At 65.8% G+C, this 17212-nt stretch carries 18 protein-coding genes; 7 read left to right on the top strand and 11 right to left on the bottom strand.

Going from position 1 to position 17212, the window contains the following annotated elements; all coding sequences use genetic code 11:
- Window positions 1-1040 precede the first annotated feature (1040 nt).
- From gatB to OC450_RS32390, 7 genes are all read right to left on the bottom strand, one after another.
- Window positions 1041-2519 carry an Asp-tRNA(Asn)/Glu-tRNA(Gln) amidotransferase subunit GatB gene (gene gatB, locus OC450_RS32420; RefSeq protein ID WP_211385888.1) on the bottom strand — a complete coding sequence of 493 codons (1479 nt, stop codon included), beginning with the start codon at window positions 2517-2519 and terminating at the stop codon, window positions 1041-1043.
- Window positions 2516-2818: a hypothetical protein gene (locus OC450_RS32415; protein ID WP_211385887.1), complete on the bottom strand. Its 303-nt coding sequence runs from the start codon at window positions 2816-2818 to the stop codon at window positions 2516-2518. The genes gatB and OC450_RS32415 overlap by 4 nt, the downstream gene beginning before the upstream one ends.
- Window positions 2809-4284: an Asp-tRNA(Asn)/Glu-tRNA(Gln) amidotransferase subunit GatA gene (gene gatA, locus OC450_RS32410; RefSeq protein WP_211385886.1), complete on the bottom strand. Its 1476-nt coding sequence runs from the start codon at window positions 4282-4284 to the stop codon at window positions 2809-2811. The genes OC450_RS32415 and gatA overlap by 10 nt, the downstream gene beginning before the upstream one ends.
- Complete coding sequence (locus OC450_RS32405) at window positions 4281-4496, bottom strand: hypothetical protein (RefSeq protein ID WP_014494728.1); 216 nt, start codon at window positions 4494-4496, stop codon at window positions 4281-4283. Before OC450_RS32405 ends, gatA begins: the two co-directional genes overlap by 4 nt.
- An 83-nt stretch (window positions 4497-4579) precedes the next feature.
- Entirely contained in the window at window positions 4580-4867 is a 288-nt protein-coding gene (gene gatC, locus OC450_RS32400) for an Asp-tRNA(Asn)/Glu-tRNA(Gln) amidotransferase subunit GatC (protein ID WP_007611211.1), read from the bottom strand.
- A gap of 168 nt (window positions 4868-5035) precedes the next feature.
- Window positions 5036-6112, bottom strand: coding sequence for an NAD(P)H-dependent flavin oxidoreductase (locus tag OC450_RS32395; RefSeq protein ID WP_211385885.1), 1077 nt, complete (start codon window positions 6110-6112; stop codon window positions 5036-5038).
- An 18-nt stretch (window positions 6113-6130) separates the two neighbouring features.
- Window positions 6131-7111, bottom strand: a complete 981-nt coding sequence (locus tag OC450_RS32390; protein ID WP_211385884.1) for an NAD(P)H-dependent flavin oxidoreductase — start codon at window positions 7109-7111, stop codon at window positions 6131-6133.
- 97 nt (window positions 7112-7208) lie between these two features.
- Here OC450_RS32390 and OC450_RS32385 point away from each other — a divergent pair, with 97 nt between their 5' ends.
- Window positions 7209-8099, top strand: coding sequence for a LysR family transcriptional regulator (locus OC450_RS32385; protein ID WP_256807114.1), 891 nt, complete (start codon window positions 7209-7211; stop codon window positions 8097-8099).
- On the opposite strand, the gene OC450_RS32380 is transcribed toward OC450_RS32385, so the two are convergent.
- Window positions 8086-8301: a hypothetical protein gene (locus OC450_RS32380; RefSeq protein ID WP_262049368.1), complete on the bottom strand. Its 216-nt coding sequence runs from the start codon at window positions 8299-8301 to the stop codon at window positions 8086-8088. The two genes, OC450_RS32385 and OC450_RS32380, sit on opposite strands and share 14 nt — an antisense overlap.
- A gap of 46 nt (window positions 8302-8347) precedes the next feature.
- Between OC450_RS32380 and ruvX the strand changes: the two genes are divergently transcribed.
- Entirely contained in the window at window positions 8348-8839 is a 492-nt protein-coding gene (ruvX, locus tag OC450_RS32375) for a Holliday junction resolvase RuvX (RefSeq protein WP_262049367.1), read from the top strand.
- A gap of 3 nt (window positions 8840-8842) precedes the next feature.
- Window positions 8843-9766: an AEC family transporter gene (locus OC450_RS32370; protein WP_211385880.1), complete on the top strand. Its 924-nt coding sequence runs from the start codon at window positions 8843-8845 to the stop codon at window positions 9764-9766.
- 126 nt (window positions 9767-9892) lie between these two features.
- Here OC450_RS32370 and OC450_RS32365 read toward each other — a convergent pair whose 3' ends face one another.
- The gene (locus OC450_RS32365) at window positions 9893-10660 is read right to left on the bottom strand and encodes a CPBP family intramembrane glutamic endopeptidase (RefSeq protein WP_211385879.1); all 768 of its coding nucleotides are present in this window, start codon (window positions 10658-10660) and stop codon (window positions 9893-9895) included.
- A gap of 48 nt (window positions 10661-10708) precedes the next feature.
- Window positions 10709-11467: a M15 family metallopeptidase gene (locus OC450_RS32360; protein WP_211385878.1), complete on the bottom strand. Its 759-nt coding sequence runs from the start codon at window positions 11465-11467 to the stop codon at window positions 10709-10711.
- 198 nt (window positions 11468-11665) lie between these two features.
- Here OC450_RS32360 and OC450_RS32355 point away from each other — a divergent pair, with 198 nt between their 5' ends.
- The 4 genes from OC450_RS32355 to OC450_RS32340 all read left to right on the top strand — a co-directional run bounded on the left by OC450_RS32355 (window position 11666) and on the right by OC450_RS32340 (window position 15891).
- On the top strand, window positions 11666-12613 hold the full coding sequence (locus tag OC450_RS32355) for an aspartate carbamoyltransferase catalytic subunit (RefSeq protein ID WP_015685626.1): 948 nt from the start codon (window positions 11666-11668) through the stop codon (window positions 12611-12613).
- Window positions 12614-12618: 5 nt separating this feature from the next.
- Entirely contained in the window at window positions 12619-13920 is a 1302-nt protein-coding gene (locus OC450_RS32350) for a dihydroorotase (RefSeq protein ID WP_211386079.1), read from the top strand.
- A 32-nt stretch (window positions 13921-13952) separates the two neighbouring features.
- The gene (plsY, locus tag OC450_RS32345; protein ID WP_211385877.1) at window positions 13953-14549 is read left to right on the top strand and encodes a glycerol-3-phosphate 1-O-acyltransferase PlsY; all 597 of its coding nucleotides are present in this window, start codon (window positions 13953-13955) and stop codon (window positions 14547-14549) included.
- 148 nt (window positions 14550-14697) lie between these two features.
- Window positions 14698-15891 carry a patatin-like phospholipase family protein gene (locus tag OC450_RS32340; RefSeq protein ID WP_256807111.1) on the top strand — a complete coding sequence of 398 codons (1194 nt, stop codon included), beginning with the start codon at window positions 14698-14700 and terminating at the stop codon, window positions 15889-15891.
- Here OC450_RS32340 and OC450_RS32335 read toward each other — a convergent pair.
- Entirely contained in the window at window positions 15883-17127 is a 1245-nt protein-coding gene (locus tag OC450_RS32335; RefSeq protein ID WP_262049366.1) for an amidase, read from the bottom strand. The two genes, OC450_RS32340 and OC450_RS32335, sit on opposite strands and share 9 nt — an antisense overlap.
- Window positions 17128-17212: the final 85 nt, after the last annotated feature.

Raw genomic sequence — 17212 nt, 5'->3', positions numbered from 1 at the left:
GGTCCGGCCGCAGCTCTCGCCTGCCCCAAGGCAGGCGGCCAAGGCAAACGTCCAAGGCAGGCGGTCACCTCAGCGCGATCAGATCAGCAATGTCGAGGGGGAATGCCGGCAATACCCCGGCCTCAAGAGAACGAGGGCGTCGGCGAACACGTCAGGACCAGATTCCACTTTGACCGCGAGGCCGCTCGTGAAATTGCAGAACCGGAAGAACCGGCCCCGCACCGAACGAAGAAAACTTGTTTCTTCTGCCGGACCGCGAAAGTGAAGCGATCCGACCGTTGACCTGATGTCTCGCCGACACCCTCTATCGTCGACCAGAACCTTAGGAGGCGCTGATGACGTGCCGGCTGTCTAGCAGCCGGCAACTTCAGAAGTCGAAGTTACTTCTTCTTCTTCGCGACCTTGCGGGTCTTCTTCGCAGTCTTCTTCACTGCGCTCTTCGCCTTCTTCGCCTTCTTCGCTTTCTTGGCCATGTTGCCCTCCGATGTGTGAGATGGCTTTAATCGCTGCATGCAGTCGGGGATCGAATGCACACTCATCCCGAATACACCAACACAACGAAAAAAACAGCGTCTCGCTTAAAGAAGTGTTGACGACGCAACGCGCGTGAGCTTGGCGAGCGCGATGCAGGCGCACTGCGTAACGTGCGGCAGCCATCGCACGGAGTGCTTGCAGCATCGACGTTTGCGGCAGATGCGATTGCAGGAAAACACTATGCAGCAAGTATTTTTCTGCATGAATGCATCGCGCGCGATCAGCGCGATGACCTGCGCCGCCAATCCCGCGATCGCCCCGCGAAGGCGCTTCGCGGACTCTGAGTCGCGACTTTTGGCAACGAAAATATTTTCATGCTTAACGGCGGAGGCGCTCGTCTGAGCGTGTGCAAGTCGCCGTTTTGCGCGAATCGCGTGACCGCGATTCGGTCGGGGGTCGCGGTCGATCAGGATGAAGTTTGCCGCCGAGCATGCGCGCGAGCGTCGCACCGCGAACCGAGAGCGAGGTGACGATGCATGTCCGTCACCTCGTTCGCACGCGTGACGTCAGATGCCGAGCTTGGACTTGAGCAGGTCGTTGACGATCTGCGGGCTCGCCTTGCCGCCGGATGCCTTCATCACCTGGCCGACGAACCAGCCGAGCGACTGCGGCTTGTCCTTGACCTGCGCCGCCTTGTCGGGATTGGCCGCAATGATGTCGTCGACCACCTTCTCGATCGCCGAGAGGTCCGTGACCTGCTTCATGCCGCGGCTTTCGACCAGCGCGCGAGGATCGCCGCCCTCCTGCCAGACGATCTCGAACAGATCCTTGGCGATCTTGCCGGAGATCGTGCCCTCGCCGATCAGATCGATGATCGCAGCCAGCTGCTCGGCGTTGACCGGAGAGCCCGTAATATCCCGGCCTTCCTTGTTGAGACGGCCGAACAGCTCGTTGATGACCCAGTTCGCGGCAACCTTGCCGTCGCGCGCGCGGTTGGCGAGATTCTCCAGCACGGTCTCGTAGAACACCGCGCTCTCGCGCTCGGCGACCAGCACGCTCGCATCATAGGCCGACAGGCCGAGATCCGCGACGAAGCGCGTCTTCTTCTGGTCCGGCAGCTCGGGCAGTTTTGCTTTCAGCTCATCGACGAAGCTTTGCGTGAACTCCAGCGGCAACAGGTCGGGATCGGGGAAGTAGCGATAGTCGTGCGCCTCTTCCTTCGACCGCATCGAGCGCGTCTCGCCCTTGTTGGGGTCGTAGAGCCGGGTCTCCTGATCGATCTGGCCGCCGTCCTCGAGGATCTCGATCTGGCGGCGCGCCTCGTACTCGATCGCCTGGCCGATGAAGGTGATCGAGTTCATGTTCTTGATCTCGCAGCGGGTGCCGAGCGGCGCGCCCGGCTTGCGCACGGAGACGTTGACGTCGGCGCGCAAGGACCCCTTCTCCATGTCGCCGTCGCAGGTACCGAGATAGCGCAGGATCGAACGCAGTTTGGTCACATAGGCCTTGGCCTGCTCGGCGTCGCGGATGTCCGGTTTCGAGACGATCTCCATCAGCGCCACACCACACCGGTTGAGGTCGACATAGGACATGGTCGGAGATTGGTCGTGCAACAACTTGCCGGCGTCCTGCTCCAGATGCAGCCGCTCGATCCCGATGGTCGCGGTCTTGCCGCCGTCCAGTTCGACCGCGACCTCGCCTTCGCCCACGATCGGCGACTTGTACTGGCTGATCTGGTAGCCCTGCGGCGAGTCCGGATAGAAATAGTTCTTGCGGTCGAACACCGAGCGGAGGTTGATCTGCGCATTGAGGCCCAGGCCAGTCGTGACAGCCTGCCTGACGCATTCCTCGTTGATGACGGGCAGCATGCCCGGCATCGCGGCATCGACCAGCGACACGTGCGAGTTGGGCTCGCCGCCGAAGGCGGTGGACGCGCCCGAGAACAGTTTTGAGTTCGACGTCACCTGGGCATGGATCTCCATGCCGATGACCATCTCCCAGTCGCCGGTTGAACCCTTCAGAAGCTTATGCGTGGCCGTACTCATGTCTTGCTCCCGAGCAGCGTGGCAACGATCCGCTCCCACTCCGCTTCCAATGAATCCTTCGCCGCCGACTGGCCCGCCTGACGATACCAGTAGCCGGCATTGCCGAGGTCGCCCTCGACGCGGTGCAGATAGGCATGCACCCAGGCCGCCTCGCGGCTGCTGTCGTCCTGCACGATCCTGTGCGCCTGCTCCCAGTCGCCCTTGGCGGCCCACCAGAGGCCCGCGAGCGGCGCACTGAGATCCGGCGCCGGCGCTGCGCCCTCAAGGCTGGCTATGAACGCCGCCGCATTCACCACCACCTCGCGGGCGTAAAGCGGCCGGCCGCCTGCTCGATCACCTCGCCGAGCGAGAACAGCGTCTCCTCGTCGAACGGACGGCCGATCAATTGCAGGCCAAGCGGCAGGCCCTGCGCGTCCTTGCCGGCGGGCACTGCAATGCCCGGCAGGCCTGCCATGTTCACGGTCACCGTGAAGATGTCGTTGAGATACATCTCGACAGGGTCCGCACCGCCCTTCTCGCCGATGCCGAAGGCCGCCGACGGCGTCGCCGGCGTCAGGATCGCGTCGACACCCTTGGCGAAGCAATCCTCGAAATCCTTCTTGATCAGCGTGCGCACCTTCTGGGCGCGCAGATAATAGGCGTCGTAATAGCCGGCCGAGAGCACATAGGTGCCGATCATGACGCGGCGCTTCACCTCTGCGCCAAAGCCTTCGGCGCGGCTGTTCTCGTACAGCTCGATGATGTTCTTGGCCTGCTCGCGCAGCCCGTAGCGCACGCCATCATAGCGCGCCAGGTTGGAGGAGGCCTCCGCCGGCGCCACGATGTAATAGGCCGGCAGCGCGTACTTGGTGTGCGGCAGCGAGACCTCGACGAGTTCGGCACCCGCCGCCTTGAGCCAGGCGGCGCCCTCGCTCCACAGCTTCTCGATCTCGGCCGGCATGCCGTCGAGGCGATACTCCTTGGGAATGCCGATCCTGATGCCCTTTACGGACCTGCCGATCGCGGCCTCATAGTCCGGCACGGGCATGTCGACCGACGTCGTGTCCTTCGGATCATGCCCCGCCATCGAGCGCAGCAGCATCGCGGCATCGCGCGTGCTGCGCGCGATCGGACCGGCCTGGTCGAGCGAGGAGGCAAAGGCGACGATGCCCCAGCGCGAGCAGCGGCCATAGGTCGGCTTGATGCCGACGGTCGCGGTGAACGCCGCCGGCTGGCGGATCGAGCCGCCGGTATCGGTCGCGGTCGCTCCCATGCAGAGCAGCGCCGCCACGGCCGAGGCCGAGCCGCCGGACGAGCCGCCCGGCACCAGCGTGGTGTTGCTTCCCGCACGCCGCCAGGGATTCCCGACGGGGCCGAAGCACGAGGTCTCGTTCGCCGAGCCCATCGCGAACTCGTCATTGTTGAGCTTGCCCAGCATCACCGCGCCGTCGCGCCAGAGCTGCGAGGTCACTGTCGACTCGTAGGTCGGCACGAAATTGCCGAGGATCTTCGAGCACGCCGTGGTGCGCACGCCCTTGGTCGCGAACAAATCCTTGATGCCGAGCGGAATGCCGGCGAGCGGACCGCCCTCCCCCTTGGCGATCTTCTCGTCCACCGCCTTCGCCATGTCGCGCGCGCGATCCGGCGTCTCCATCACGAAGGCATTGAGCACGCGCGCGGCCTCGATCGCGCTCAGATGCGCGTCGGTCAGCTCGAGTGACGTGAAAGTCTTGGCCGCGAGGCCCTTGCGGGCCTCGGCGAGCGTCAGCGATGTCAAATCGGTCATTTATTGATCGGGCTGCAGAAGAACGGAGACAGGGTCTTGTCGTTGGCCGGGTCGTCTTTTTTCTTGGCGGCGGCGTTGGCAGCAGCCTCGATCTCGTCGAGCACGGCGTTGACGGCGACGTTGGGATCGGCAGCCTTGCCCTGCCGCTCCATCTTGTCGAGATAGTTCATGTAGGCCTGATAGGCCTTCTCATCGTCGCAAAGCATGCACATCGGACGGCGTCCTAAGACTATTTAGTTTGACGCGTTTTCTTTACGCGAACCGGCTTCCACTTCGCTCGAAAACGCTATGCAGATTACTCGACGACCTTCGGCACCAGGAAGAAGTGACCCTCGGTCGCGGGCGCGTTGGCAACGATATCGTCGGCGATCTCGCCGTCATTGACCACGTCCTGCCGCTTCTTCATCTGCATCGGGGTGACCGAGGTCATCGGCTCCACGCCCTCGACATTGACCTCCGAGAGCTGCTCGACAAAGGCGAGCATGGCGTTGAGCTCGCCCTGCAGATGCGGAACCTCGCCCTCGGAAACCGCAATGCGCGCCAGATGCGCGATGCGGCGGACGGTAGCGGCGTCGACGGACATTATATAAGGCCTCTCACGGCAAAACCCATGTGCCGTATAGCAGAGGCCGGTTTTGCGCCGCAACCGGCGCTGCGCGCATGATCCGGAAAAGTGCGCAGCGGTTCTCCGAAAAGATCATGCGCAAACAATAACCTAAAGCGATGAGATCCTCTCGGACCTCATCGCGCCCTATCCACCCAGTGCTTTCATGCGGGCCAGCGCCGATTTGGCGAGATCCCGGGTCAATTCGGCCGCCGGGACCTCGCGGCCCAGGGCAATGGCCTGGCCGGCCCAGAGATTGGTGAAATCGACCCTGCCCTGCTTCTCGGCCGCAGCCTTCAGCGGTCCCAGCGCCGTTGCGGCATGGGGAAATGGCGGCGCATCCGGCGAAATCGGACCGGCCTCGCGCATCAGGCGGTTCTGGACACCGCGCGCCGGCCGCCCGGTCATGACGTTGGTGATGACGGTGGAATCGTCCCGGCCCTCGGCCAGCGCCACACGGGCCGCTGCACTGACCTTGGATTCCGGACAACGCAGATAGGCGCTGCCGATCTGCACGCCGGCCGCGCCGAGCGCGAAGGCCGCCGCGATGCCGCGGCCATCCGCGATGCCGCCGGCTGCGATCACCGGCACCTTCACCGCGTCGACCACCTGCGGCACCAGCGCGAAGGTGCCGGGCTGTTCGGAGATCTTGTCGGTCAGGAACATGCCGCGATGGCCGCCCGCCTCCGCGCCTTGCGCAATGATGGCATCAGCGCCGTGCTGCTCGAGCCAGACCGCTTCCTTCACCGTGGTCGCCGAGGAGATGACGAGACAGCCGGCCGCCTTGACCCGCTTGAGCAGTGCGTCCTCCGGCAGGCCGAAATGAAAACTGACGATCTCCGGCTTCAGTTCCTCCACCACCTCGCAGAAGCCGGCGTCGAACGGGGCGCGGTTCGCGGCATTGATGGGTGCGGCAGGATCGAGACCGTGCTCCCGGTAATAGTTCGCGAGGCGCTGCTTCCAGCGGGCCTCCGCCTCGGCCGTGAGCTCGACCGGCTTGTGGCAGAAGAAATTCATGTTGACCGGCGCGGAGACGCGCTGGCGGATGATGTTGACCTGCTCCCGCGCCTTCTCCGGCGACAGCATCGCGCTCGGCAGCGAGCCGAGCCCCCCGCCCTGCGCGACGGCAATCACCAGTTCCGCATCCATCACGCCGGCCATCGGCGCCAGCACGATCGGGAATTCGGTCTTGAAGAGATCAATCAGTCGACGGTTGGGCCACATGGTGGTGTCTCTTGTGTTTCAGGCGACGGAGGCGATGAAGTTGCGTCGGCCAGCAAGATGCAGCTCGGCTTCGGTGGCAATGCGCCCGACGATCTCGGCCGCCGGTGGAATATCATGGATCAGGCCGACAGCCTCGCCCGCGATCACCGCGGCGACGTCGAAATTGCCGGCCGCCTTCGCAGCCGCATAGTCGGCCCCGACTGCGGCGACATTCTGCATCAGTTCGACCTCGCGGCCGATCCAGCGTCTGGCGTGATCGTTGATGAGGCACCGGCCGGTAAACGGCGCCGGCCAGACATTGTTGCGGGAGAGATCGAAGATGATGCCGCGCACCGTGGAGCCGCTGTTTGCCGCGCAGATGCGCCGCTTGGCTTCGTCCGCGCCGTCGGCCTCCTGGCTCGCATAGAAGCGTGTGCCGAGCAGCACGCCGCCTGCACCGAGCATCATCATGGCCGCAAGCCCGCGCCCATCGGCAATGCCGCCGGCCGCCACCACCGGCACACGGCCCGCGGCAAGATCGACGATCGCGGGCACGAGATCGATCGTGGTGCGCGAGGCGCCGTGACCGCCCGCCTCCGTCCCCTGTGCGATCAGGACGTCGGCGCCGGCATCGAGCGCTTGCCGCGCCATCGTCTCGTCCTGCACCTGGCAGATCAGGCGCGCACCGGCGGAGTTGATCCTGGCCGCGAAGGGTGCGGGATCGCCGAACGACAACATGATCGCGGATGGTTTTGCGGCGAGCGCGATGTCGAGAAGTTCAGGCCGCTTGGCGAGGCTCCAGGTGATGAAGCCGATCCCGAACGGCGCGGACAAGCCGGCGAGCTTCGCAGTCTCGCGCTCCAGCCATTCCCTCTCGCCGTAGCCTCCGCCCAAGATACCAAAACCGCCGGCGCGGCTCACCGCTGCCACGAGGCGGCTGCCTGCGACGATATCCATCGGCGCCAGCAGGATGGGATGCTCGATCTGAAGCAGCGCGGTCAGCGACGTCGCGATCGGCATGGCCCCTCTCCCGTCTGGACAGCGAGACTAGTCGCGATTAGCATTCTCGAAAAATGAATTGTTGCGAACGCTGCCATCTCAAAAGCGAAACGAAGCCATGGAACTCAGCGACATCCAGACCTTTGCCGCGGTCGCCCGCAGCGGCGGCATCACCCGCGCCGCCGAAGAGCTCAACACGGTGCAATCCAACGTTACCCAGCGCGTCAAGGCGCTGGAAGCCGAGATCGGCACGCCGCTGTTCGAGCGCCACAGCCGCGGCATGGCACTCACCGCCGCCGGCAAGCGCCTTTTGCCTTACGCGCAACGGATGGCGGCGTTGTCGCGCGAGGCCGTGCTCGCCGCGCGCGACGATGGCGAGCCCAAGGGACCGCTCGCAATCGGCTCGATGGAGACGACCGCAGCGGTGCGGCTGCCGCCCCTGCTCGCCGATTTCCACCGCCGCTTTCCCGCCGTGCGGCTGAGCCTGCGCACGGCACCCACGGCCGACCTCGTCGATTGCGTGCTCGAAGGCACGCTCGACGGCGCCTTCGTCGCAGGACCGATCGCGCATGCCGACCTGTTCGCGACCAGCGCTTTCCGCGAAGAGCTGGTGCTGGTCAGCGCGCGGCGCTGGAGCTCGCTTGCCGAATTGCGCGCCGGCACGCCGGAGTCGGGTCCGACCGCGCTGGTGTTCCGCACCGGCTGCACCTATCGCCAGCGCCTCGAGCAGGTGTTCGTCGAGTTCGGTTGGCCCTCGGCCGCGCGCTTCGAACTCGGGACGCTCGACGGCATGATCGGCTGCGTCGCCGCCGACATGGGCGTGACGCTGCTGCCGCGCGCGGTGGTCGAACGCAGCGCGATGAACGGCAGCGTGTCGATGCACACGCTCGGCGCCGCGCACGCGCGCGTCGAGACGCTGTTCGTCCAGCGCCGCGCCGGGCATCAAACCAGCGCGCTCGGCGGTTTTGCCGCCTGCCTGAAGACGGATGACGACGTCATCGCGGCCTGAGATGCCATCGCCGCAGCGCGACAACGGCCCAGACCGCCTCGACCAGGCCGAACGGCCAGGCGCCTTGCAGGATGCCGTAGGCCGAGCCGAGCGCGCAAGCACCGGCGAACAGCAGCACGAACCAGTGGCTGCGATCCTCCATGGCATAGCAGACCAGCATCGCGGACACGGCGAACAAGCCGAATAATGTCAGCGCATCCATGTTCCGGGTTCACTCCGCAGCGCGACGCGTGATAAGCGCTAGTCCCATGCCGGCTCTTATCCTGCCTCTCGTCGATGCTGCAACCCACTGGCCCGATCGCGGCGGGTTGGTCGGCCTTGATCTCGGCACCAAGACCATCGGCGTTGCCGTGTCCAATCCGGACCGCCGGCTGGCGACCGGCGTCGAGACCATCCAGCGCAAGGCGTTCAAGCAGGATGCCGCCCGGCTGCTCGAGATCGCGACCGAGCGCAAGGCCGTCGGCTTCGTGCTCGGCCTTCCCATCAACATGGACGGCAGCGAGGGTCCGCGCGCGCAATCGACCCGCGCCTTCGCCCGCAATCTCGCCAGCCTGACCGCCCTCCCCATCGGCCTCTGGGACGAGCGCCTGTCGACGGCCGCGGTCGAACGCGAATTGATCGGCATGGACGTGAGCCGCGCCAAACGCGCCGAGGTGATCGACGAGCACGCCGCGATCTTCATCCTGCAAGGCGCGCTCGACCGTCTCGCCAATCTTCGCGCAAGCCCCGGGGCCGGCTGATCCATGGCCGTCGTGATCGCGGCGCTGCTGCCGGTCTTCATCCTCATCGTGCTCGGCGTGGTGCTGAAGCGCAGCCTGATGCGGCTCGACACGCAATGGCACGGGCTGGAGCGGCTGACCTATTTCGTGCTGTTTCCGATGCTGCTGATCCAGACCTTGGTGAAGGCCGATCTGTCCAGGGTGCCGGTCGCCGGCGTCGGCGGCGCGCTGCTGCTGTCCGCGCTCGCGATGTCGCTGCTGTGCCTGGCGCTCCGCCCGGCGCTGGCACGGCTCGACATCGACGGACCTGCCTTCACCTCGATCTTCCAGGGCGCGACCCGCTGGCAGACCTATGTGGCGCTGTCGGTCGCCGCCAACCTGTACGGCGATGTCGGGCTGGCGCTGGCCTCCGTGGCGATGGTCGCGATCATTCCACTGGTCAACGTCTTCAGCGTCGCCGTGCTCGCCCACTATGCATCGCCCGAAAAACAATCCGCGCGCACGATCGTCATGACGGTGATCCGCAATCCCCTGATCTGGGCCTGCGTCATCGGCCTCGTCATCAATGTGATCCATCTGCCGCTGCCGAAAATCTGGCACGAAGTTGCGGACGCGCTCGGCCGCTCCTCGCTCGCCATCGGCCTGCTCGTCACCGGTGCCGGCCTGCAGCTCAAAGGCCTGCTCCGGCCGAGCGTCAGCGCGAGCATCGGCGTAGTGTTCAAGCTGGTCCTGATGCCTGTGATCGCACTGGTGCTGGCGGCCTGGTTTGGCCTCTCCGGCAACAGCCTCGCAATCGTCGCGATCTGCGCGGCGGTACCGACCTCGCCCAGCGCCTATGTGCTGGCCCGCCAGATGGGCGGCGACGCGCCACTGCTGGCGCAGATCATCACGCTGCAGACGATCCTGGCGGCGATCACCATGCCGATCGCGATCGCGCTGGTGGCCTGAGCATTCGACATTGCGAGCGCACGTCTCTCACCTCGTCATTGCGAGGAGCCCTTGCGACGAAGCAATCCAGACCGCCTCCGCGGAGGGATTCTGGATTGCTGCGCTGCGCTCGCAATGACGGAGTGCCTAGCTCCCCAGCCACATCGTCAGCACCACCGCCGTCAGATTGTTCAGCGCATGCAGCACGATCGTGAGCCAGAGCGAGTTCGCGCGGTAGCGCATGTAGCCGAACCAGAGACCGATGGTGAAGACCTCGGCGAGGAAATACAGGTCGTATTGCAGATGCACGACCGTCCACAGCAATGACGACAGGATGATCGCGCCGGGCACGCGCAGGAAGCTCGCCGACCAGCCGCGATAGAGGAAGCCGCGCGCCAAAACCTCTTCCGACATCGGCGCTGCGACGCTGAACGCGAACAGCAGCATCATTGCGGCGCCCTTGTCGCGGCCCGATTTCAACAGATCGCTCATGAAGCCCGGCGTCGCCTCGCGGCCGAGGCTTCGCGAGATTGTTTCCCAGGCCACGACGAGCAAAATGAGGCCGACCGCGCCGAACAGGAGCTGTGTCCAGGACGGCCAGCGCAGCGCGAGATAGTCGACGAAGGAGGCCTTCTTGATGCGAATGGCCAGCCACACGGCGGCCAGCGTCGCCGGCAGGCCCATCGTGACAGAAAACGCGAGCGACGCCGGCTCGCGGCCGACGTGCTGCATCGATGTGAGGTCGATGGGGTCGCGAGCGACCCAGACCAGATAGACGATGGCACCGATCTGCCCGACGAACATCGCAGCGAAGATGACGATGCCCCAGAGCGAGGTGCCCCAGAATTTCCAGACGCGCGCGTCGGCCGCGGGCGTCACGGTGAGCGGCGGGAGATCGGGAGTGAGGGAGTCCATTCAAGCGCTTTCGTTGGCACCGTCACGCCGGGCCGTTCTCATGACGATCTACCTCGTCCGCGGCGGAATCGGGAAATCATAGGCCGCCCCGCCCGCCCCCGGCAGCGAAAAGTGCCACCACTCCTTCGCATAGTTCACAAAGCCTTGCCGGGCCATCGCAGCCACCAGCCGCCTGCGCCAGGCGCGCTGGTCCGAATTGATCGACGGTGCGGACGTATGTCCCTTCGCGTCCGTGCAGTCATAGCCGGTGCCCATGTCGACGCTGCCTTCCGGCAATCGGGCCTCGACCGGCGCCGTGCAATCGGCATAGGCTTTCGACGAATCGTATTTGGCGGAATTGTCGGCTTTGAGGTCGACCAAAGTGAGATCGAGCGCCGCCCCGGTGGAATGTTGCGAGCGGCTCGCGATGTAGCCGAGACGGAACAACTCGGTCTTGGGAATCTTCGGATTGTAGCGCCGCTCGGCGGCGGTCTCATGGCCATTCTGCGACCACTTCACCATGTCGAGCGAGGCCTGCGCCGGCCGGTAGCAGTCGAACATCTTCAGCGACAGGTTTTGCGCCGCCAGCTCCTGCTGCACCGCCTTCAGCCGCAGGCCGACCTCCCGCTTCACCACGCATTCGCCGGCGTTGTACCCGGCGAGTGGACGGCCGACGAAATTGTTGGAGCTGGCGTAGCGGATGTCCTGGACAATGCTGGGGTCGATGTCGCGCAGATAGACGAAGCCGCCGGGAAGCGATTGGGCGTGAGCGGACGAGGCCAGGGCAATCGCGAGACATGACATCAAAATTGGCCCAACGAAACGCATCGCTTCCCCCTGTCATTCCGAGCCGGCCCGAAGGACGGCACCCGGAATCTCGAGATTCTCCGGTACGGGAGCCCGCATGATCGTGCGATGCTTCGCATCGCCCCGCACCGACGACAAGGTGACAGATCGGGGGATAACTCCCCGCCCCGGCATTGGCCCTTGCCCCCCCGGCCATCCCCGCCTATAGCTCTCGCTTTAATGACATCGAAATCGACCTTCGTCCTCGGCCACCGGCATTTGCTGGGCATCGAGGGCCTTTCCGCGGCCGACATCACCGGCCTCCTCGACCTGTCCGAAGAATATGTCGAGCTCAACCGCCAGGTTGACAAGAAGCGCACCGTCCTGCGTGGACGGACGCAGGTGAACCTGTTCTTCGAGGCCTCGACCCGGACCCAGTCCTCGTTCGAACTCGCCGGCAAGCGGCTCGGCGCCGACGTCATGAACATGTCGGTGTCCTCCTCGTCCATCAAGAAGGGCGAGACGCTGGTCGATACCGCGATGACGCTGAACGCCATGCACCCGGATATCCTGGTGGTCCGGCATCACGCCTCCGGCGCGGTGGAACTGCTGGCCCGAAAAGTCGACGGTTCCGTGATCAATGCCGGCGACGGCGCACATGAGCATCCGACCCAGGCGCTGCTCGACGCGCTCACCATCCGCCGCAACAAGGGCCGGCTCGAGGGCCTCGTGGTCGCGATCTGCGGCGACGTGTTGCATTCGCGCGTCGCGCGCTCCAACATCATCCTGCTCAATACCATGGGCGCCCGCGTCCGCGTCGTCGGCCCCTCCACCCTGCTACCGCCCGGCATCGAGCGGATGGGCGTCGAGGTCGCGCGCGACATGCGCGAGGGGCTCAACGGCGCCGACATCGTCATGATGCTGCGGCTCCAGCGCGAGCGCATGAACGGCTCCTTCGTGCCGTCGACCTCCGAATATTTCCACTATTTCGGGCTCGACCAGAAGAAGCTCGCTTACGCCAAGCCGGACGCCCTCGTCATGCATCCCGGCCCCATGAACCGCGGCGTCGAGATCGACACCGCGGTCGCCGACGGCGCGCAATCGCTGATCCGCGAACAGGTCGAGATGGGCGTGGCCGTGCGCATGGCCGTGCTCGAAGCGCTCGCCCGCAATTTGCCGAACGCGTGATGCTCATGCTGACTGACCGCCGTCCCATCCTGCTCGCCAACGCCCGCGTCGTCGATCCCAGCAGGGATTTCGACGGCCCCGGCGACGTCCTGATCGCCGACGGCATCATCCGCGAGACCCGCCGCGGCATTGGAGCTGCCGGCGTCCCCGAGGGCACCGACGTCGTCAATTGCGCCGGCAAGATCGTGGCCCCCGGCCTGATCGACATGCGCGCCTTCGTCGGCGAGCCCGGCTTCAGCCACCGCGAGACCTTTGCCTCCGCGAGCCAGGCCGCCGCGACCGGCGGCATCACCACCATCATCTGCCAGCCCGATACGTCTCCGGTGATCGACAACTCGGCGACCGTCGATTTCGTGATGCGGCGCGCCCGCGACACCGCGATCGTCAACATCCAGCCGATGGCGGCGCTCACCAAGGGCATGCACGGCGAGGAGATGACCGAGTTCGGCCTCCTCAAGGCCGCCGGCGCGATCGCCTTCAGCGACAGCGACAAGAGCGTGACCAATGCGCAGGTGATGCGCCGCGCGCTGACTTACGCCCGCGATTTCGACGCGCTGATCGTGCATTACACCGAGGATCCCGATCTCGTCGGCGAAGGCGTGATGAACGAGGGCGAGTTCGCCTCGCGGCTCGGCCTGATGGGCATCCCGAATGCCGCGGAGGCCGTGATGCTCGAACGCGACATGCGTCTCGTCGCGCTCACCGGCGGCCGCTATCACGCGGCATCGCTGACCTGCATCGACTCGCTCGAAATCCTCAAGCGCGCCCGCGACGCCGGCCTCGCCGTGACCGCCTCGGCCTCGATCAATCATCTGGCGCTGAACGAGAACGACATCGGTCCCTACCGCTCGTTCCTGAAGCTGTCGCCGCCGCTGCGCACCGAGGACGACCGCCGCGCGCTGGTCGCGGCCGTGGCTTCCGGCCTCATCGACGTCATCATGTCCGACCACAATCCGCAGGACGTCGAGGTCAAGCGCCTGCCGTTCGCGGAAGCAGCATCCGGGGCCATCGGGCTCGAGACCATGCTGCCGGCAGGCCTTCGCCTCGTGCACAATGACGAACTGAACCTGAAGACGCTGATCCGGGCGATGTCGACCCGGCCGGCCGAGATCCTGGGGCTGCCGGGCGGAACCCTGCGCACAGGCAGCCCGGCGGACGTCATCGTGATCGACCCGGATGTGCCCTGGATCGTCGATCCCGCCGACCTCAAATCGCCCTGCAAGAACACCCCGTTCGACGAAGCGCGCTTTACGGGCCGCGTGGTGCGCACCATTGTCGGCGGACGGACGGTCTATGAGCATGTCTGACGTGCGGAGCTGCAGCCAGGGAATTTGCAGACATGGCGCTTGAATTGTTTCTGCCGGTGGCCTTCGTCATCGGTTACCTGCTCGGCTCGATTCCGTTCGGGCTGATTCTCACCAGGCTGGCGGGCACGCAGGATATTCGCTCGATCGGTTCCGGCAGCATCGGCGCCACCAACGTGCTGCGCACGGGACGCAAGAGCCTTGCCGCGGGCACCCTGCTGCTCGACGCGCTCAAGGGCACCGTGGCCGTGGTGATCGCCGGCTACATCGCTGGGCCCAATGCCGCCATGGTGGCCGGCCTCGGCGCCTTCCTCGGCCATCTCTTCCCGGTCTGGCTCAAATTCAAAGGCGGCAAGGGTGTCGCCGTCTATATCGGCATTCTGCTCGGGCTGTTCTGGCCCGCCGCACTGGTGTTCTGCCTGCTCTGGCTGGCGACCGCCTTCACCACCCGCTATTCCTCGCTTTCGGCGCTGGTGGCGTCTTTCATCACGCCGCTGTTCCTGTGGTGGTTCGGCCATCTCGCACTTGCAGCGCTGGCCGTGGTGCTGACGCTGCTGCTGTTCTACGCGCATCGCGAGAACATCAAGCGATTGCAAGCGGGCAAGGAAAGCCGGATCGGCGAGACGGCGTAAGGCCGGAAAAAGTACGGATATCGCCGCACCCTTTCCGCATTATGTGCCAAATCCTGTTCGCAACTTGCGGCCGAATCGCGATTGTATTGGCGAACGGTTCCATGCCTGTCATCCTGACAGGGGAAATGGCGTTACGCGGTTGCTCAGAATGAGCGAGAAGATTGTCGGCGCGCAAGACGAAGTTGGTTCGCACGGTGCTGCGCGCACCGCGGCAAGCCGGCTGCTCTCGGCGACCAACATCTGGTCCGATGCGCCCTCGCCGCCTCCCATGCCGGAGCCGGCCCGTCTCCCGCCACCACATCCCGAATCCGTCGCACATGCGCCGCCGCCCGGGATCGTGACCGTAGCGGCGCCCGTTGCGCCCGCGCCGCCACGCGCCAGCCAATGTCCGCCGCGAAAACTCTCGCTGGCGCTCCAGGGCGGTGGCACCTACGCCGCCTTCACCTGGGGCGTGCTGGAACGGCTGCTCGAAGAGCCCTCCATCGCGATCGACACCATCAGCGGCGCCAGCGCCGGCGCCATCAATGCGCTGCTGCTCGCCTCCGGCTTTGCGGAAGGCGGCCGTGAAGGCGCCCGCTCGCGGCTGAACCGGTTCTGGATCCGGCTGATGCACGAGGCCTCGTTCCGGTCGTTGATGCTGATCGGCGGCTTTTCGCCAGCGGGAAGCTCGGTCGCGTTCGGCCCGACGCTGCGCTCGGGCCAGTTCGATCCGTTCGATCTCGATCCGCTGCGGCAGGCGCTGTCGCGCGACATCAACTTTTCCGTCTTGCGCGACGCGCGGTGCCCGAAGCTCCTGATCGCGGCGACGCGGATCCGCGACGGACAACAGCAGATCTTCCGCAACGACGCCATCACCGCCGACGTCGCGCTGGCCTCGACCTGTCCGCCATTGGTTCATTGCGCCGTGGAGATCGACGGCGAGGCTTATTGGGACGGCGGCCTCGGCAGCAATCCGCCCCTGCTGCGGCTCGCGCAGGACACGACGAGCACCGAAATCCTGCTCGTGCAGGTCACGCCGGCGCGCGACAGCTACGTGCCGATCACACTTGCCGCCATCGACCGCAGGCTGGACCAGATCGCGGCCAACGCTGCCCTCAATGCCGAGATCGCGGCGATCGCATGGGCGCAATCGCACGCCGCATCGTCGTTGCGGCTCTCCAGGATCGCAGCCGAGGACTTCGTCGACGGCCTGGCGCAACGCTCATCGACCGATCTCGGCCGCGGCTTCATTCGCGCGCTGCACCGGAGCGGCCGCGAGGCCGCCGAGCGCTGGCTCGGGCAAGGCGCGACGGCTGCGGAGGCCCAACGCGCTCCGCCCACCGCCGAACTGGCGCTAGCCTGATTTCGCCAGCGCATCCTCCAGGAACCACGCCGCAGCGAGTGCGCCGGGATCGTTGCCGAAGCGCGCGATCACCTGCACGCCGATCGGCAGGCCATTGGCTTTCAGCACCGGCACGTTGACGCAAGGATTGCCCATCAGCGTCCAGAGCCGGTTGTAACGGGGGTCGCCGGTGGAGGCGAGCTCCTTGGCCGGCGGCGTGCCCGGCGCCGAATAGGTCAGGAGCACGTCGAAACCCTCGAACAATTCGCCAAGCTCGCGGCGGCCGCGACGGCTGATCCGGCGTGCGTCGTCGTAGTCTTTCGGCGTCAGGCCGACGGTGGCATCGAGACTGGCGCGCAGCATCGGCGCGATCTCGTCGTGACGCTCGGAAAACTCCCAGGCGAGCGCGCGATGCGCCTCGAAATCCTGGATGACCGGATGAATACGCCAGGCCTCCTGCACTCCTTCGGGCAGATCGATCGTCTGCACGCTGGCGCCGGCCCGCGTCGCGGCCTTGATCGCGGCTTGCAGCCCCTGTTCGGCGGCCGGCTCCACGGCACCGGCGAATTCCTGCCGGACCACGCCGATGCGTGGCATTTTTGCCGCGACGATGCCGGAAAACTCCGTGCGACCGGTCATTCCCAAAAGGCCGCGCGCGAGATCTTCAGCGCGGGCGCCGAACAGGCCGACCGTGTCGAGCGCCCACGAATAGCATTTCACCCCGACCGTCGGCAGCATCCGGAACGACGGCTTGATCGCGGCAGTCCCGCAATAGGCGGCGGGCCGGATCACCGAACCGCCGGTCTGGGTGCCGAGCGCCAGCGGGATCATGCCGGCGCCGACGGCGGCCGCCGAGCCCGAGGACGAGCCGCCCGGCGTATGGCCGAGATCATGCGGATTGAGCGTCGCCGTAGGATCGCGCGAGGCGAATGCCGTGGTCGTGGTCTTGCCGATGATGGTGGCGCCCGCCCGCTTCAGCATCATGACGACCGGCGCATCGGCGCGCGGCTGCCAGCCGCGATAGATCTCCGAGCCCATCTCGGTCGGCATGTTGGCGGTGTCGATGATGTCCTTGATCCCGACGGCGATGCCGCGCAGCGGGCCGGAGGCTTGCGCCTTCGCCAACTTGTCGTGACGGACGAAGGCGCGGACGTCCGTCTCCCTGGCCTCGATCGCCGCGTGCGACTGGGCGATGGCATCATCGGGCGCAAGCTCGCCGGCTTCAATGCGGCGCTGGAGGTCGGCGAGTGAGATCATGGCAAAACCCTTCTTATTGGGATCGCTTTTAGCATCGCGGCGAGGTCGCGCAAGCGCACGCCACTGTTGCCCACGCCCCCAGGTT

It is taken from the genome of Bradyrhizobium sp. Bra78, from assembly GCF_024519855.1.
Taxonomy (GTDB): Bacteria; Pseudomonadota; Alphaproteobacteria; order Rhizobiales; family Xanthobacteraceae; genus Bradyrhizobium; species Bradyrhizobium japonicum_G.
Note: the sequence above shows the minus strand (reverse complement) of the source record. Positions and strands in the feature narration are given on the sequence as shown.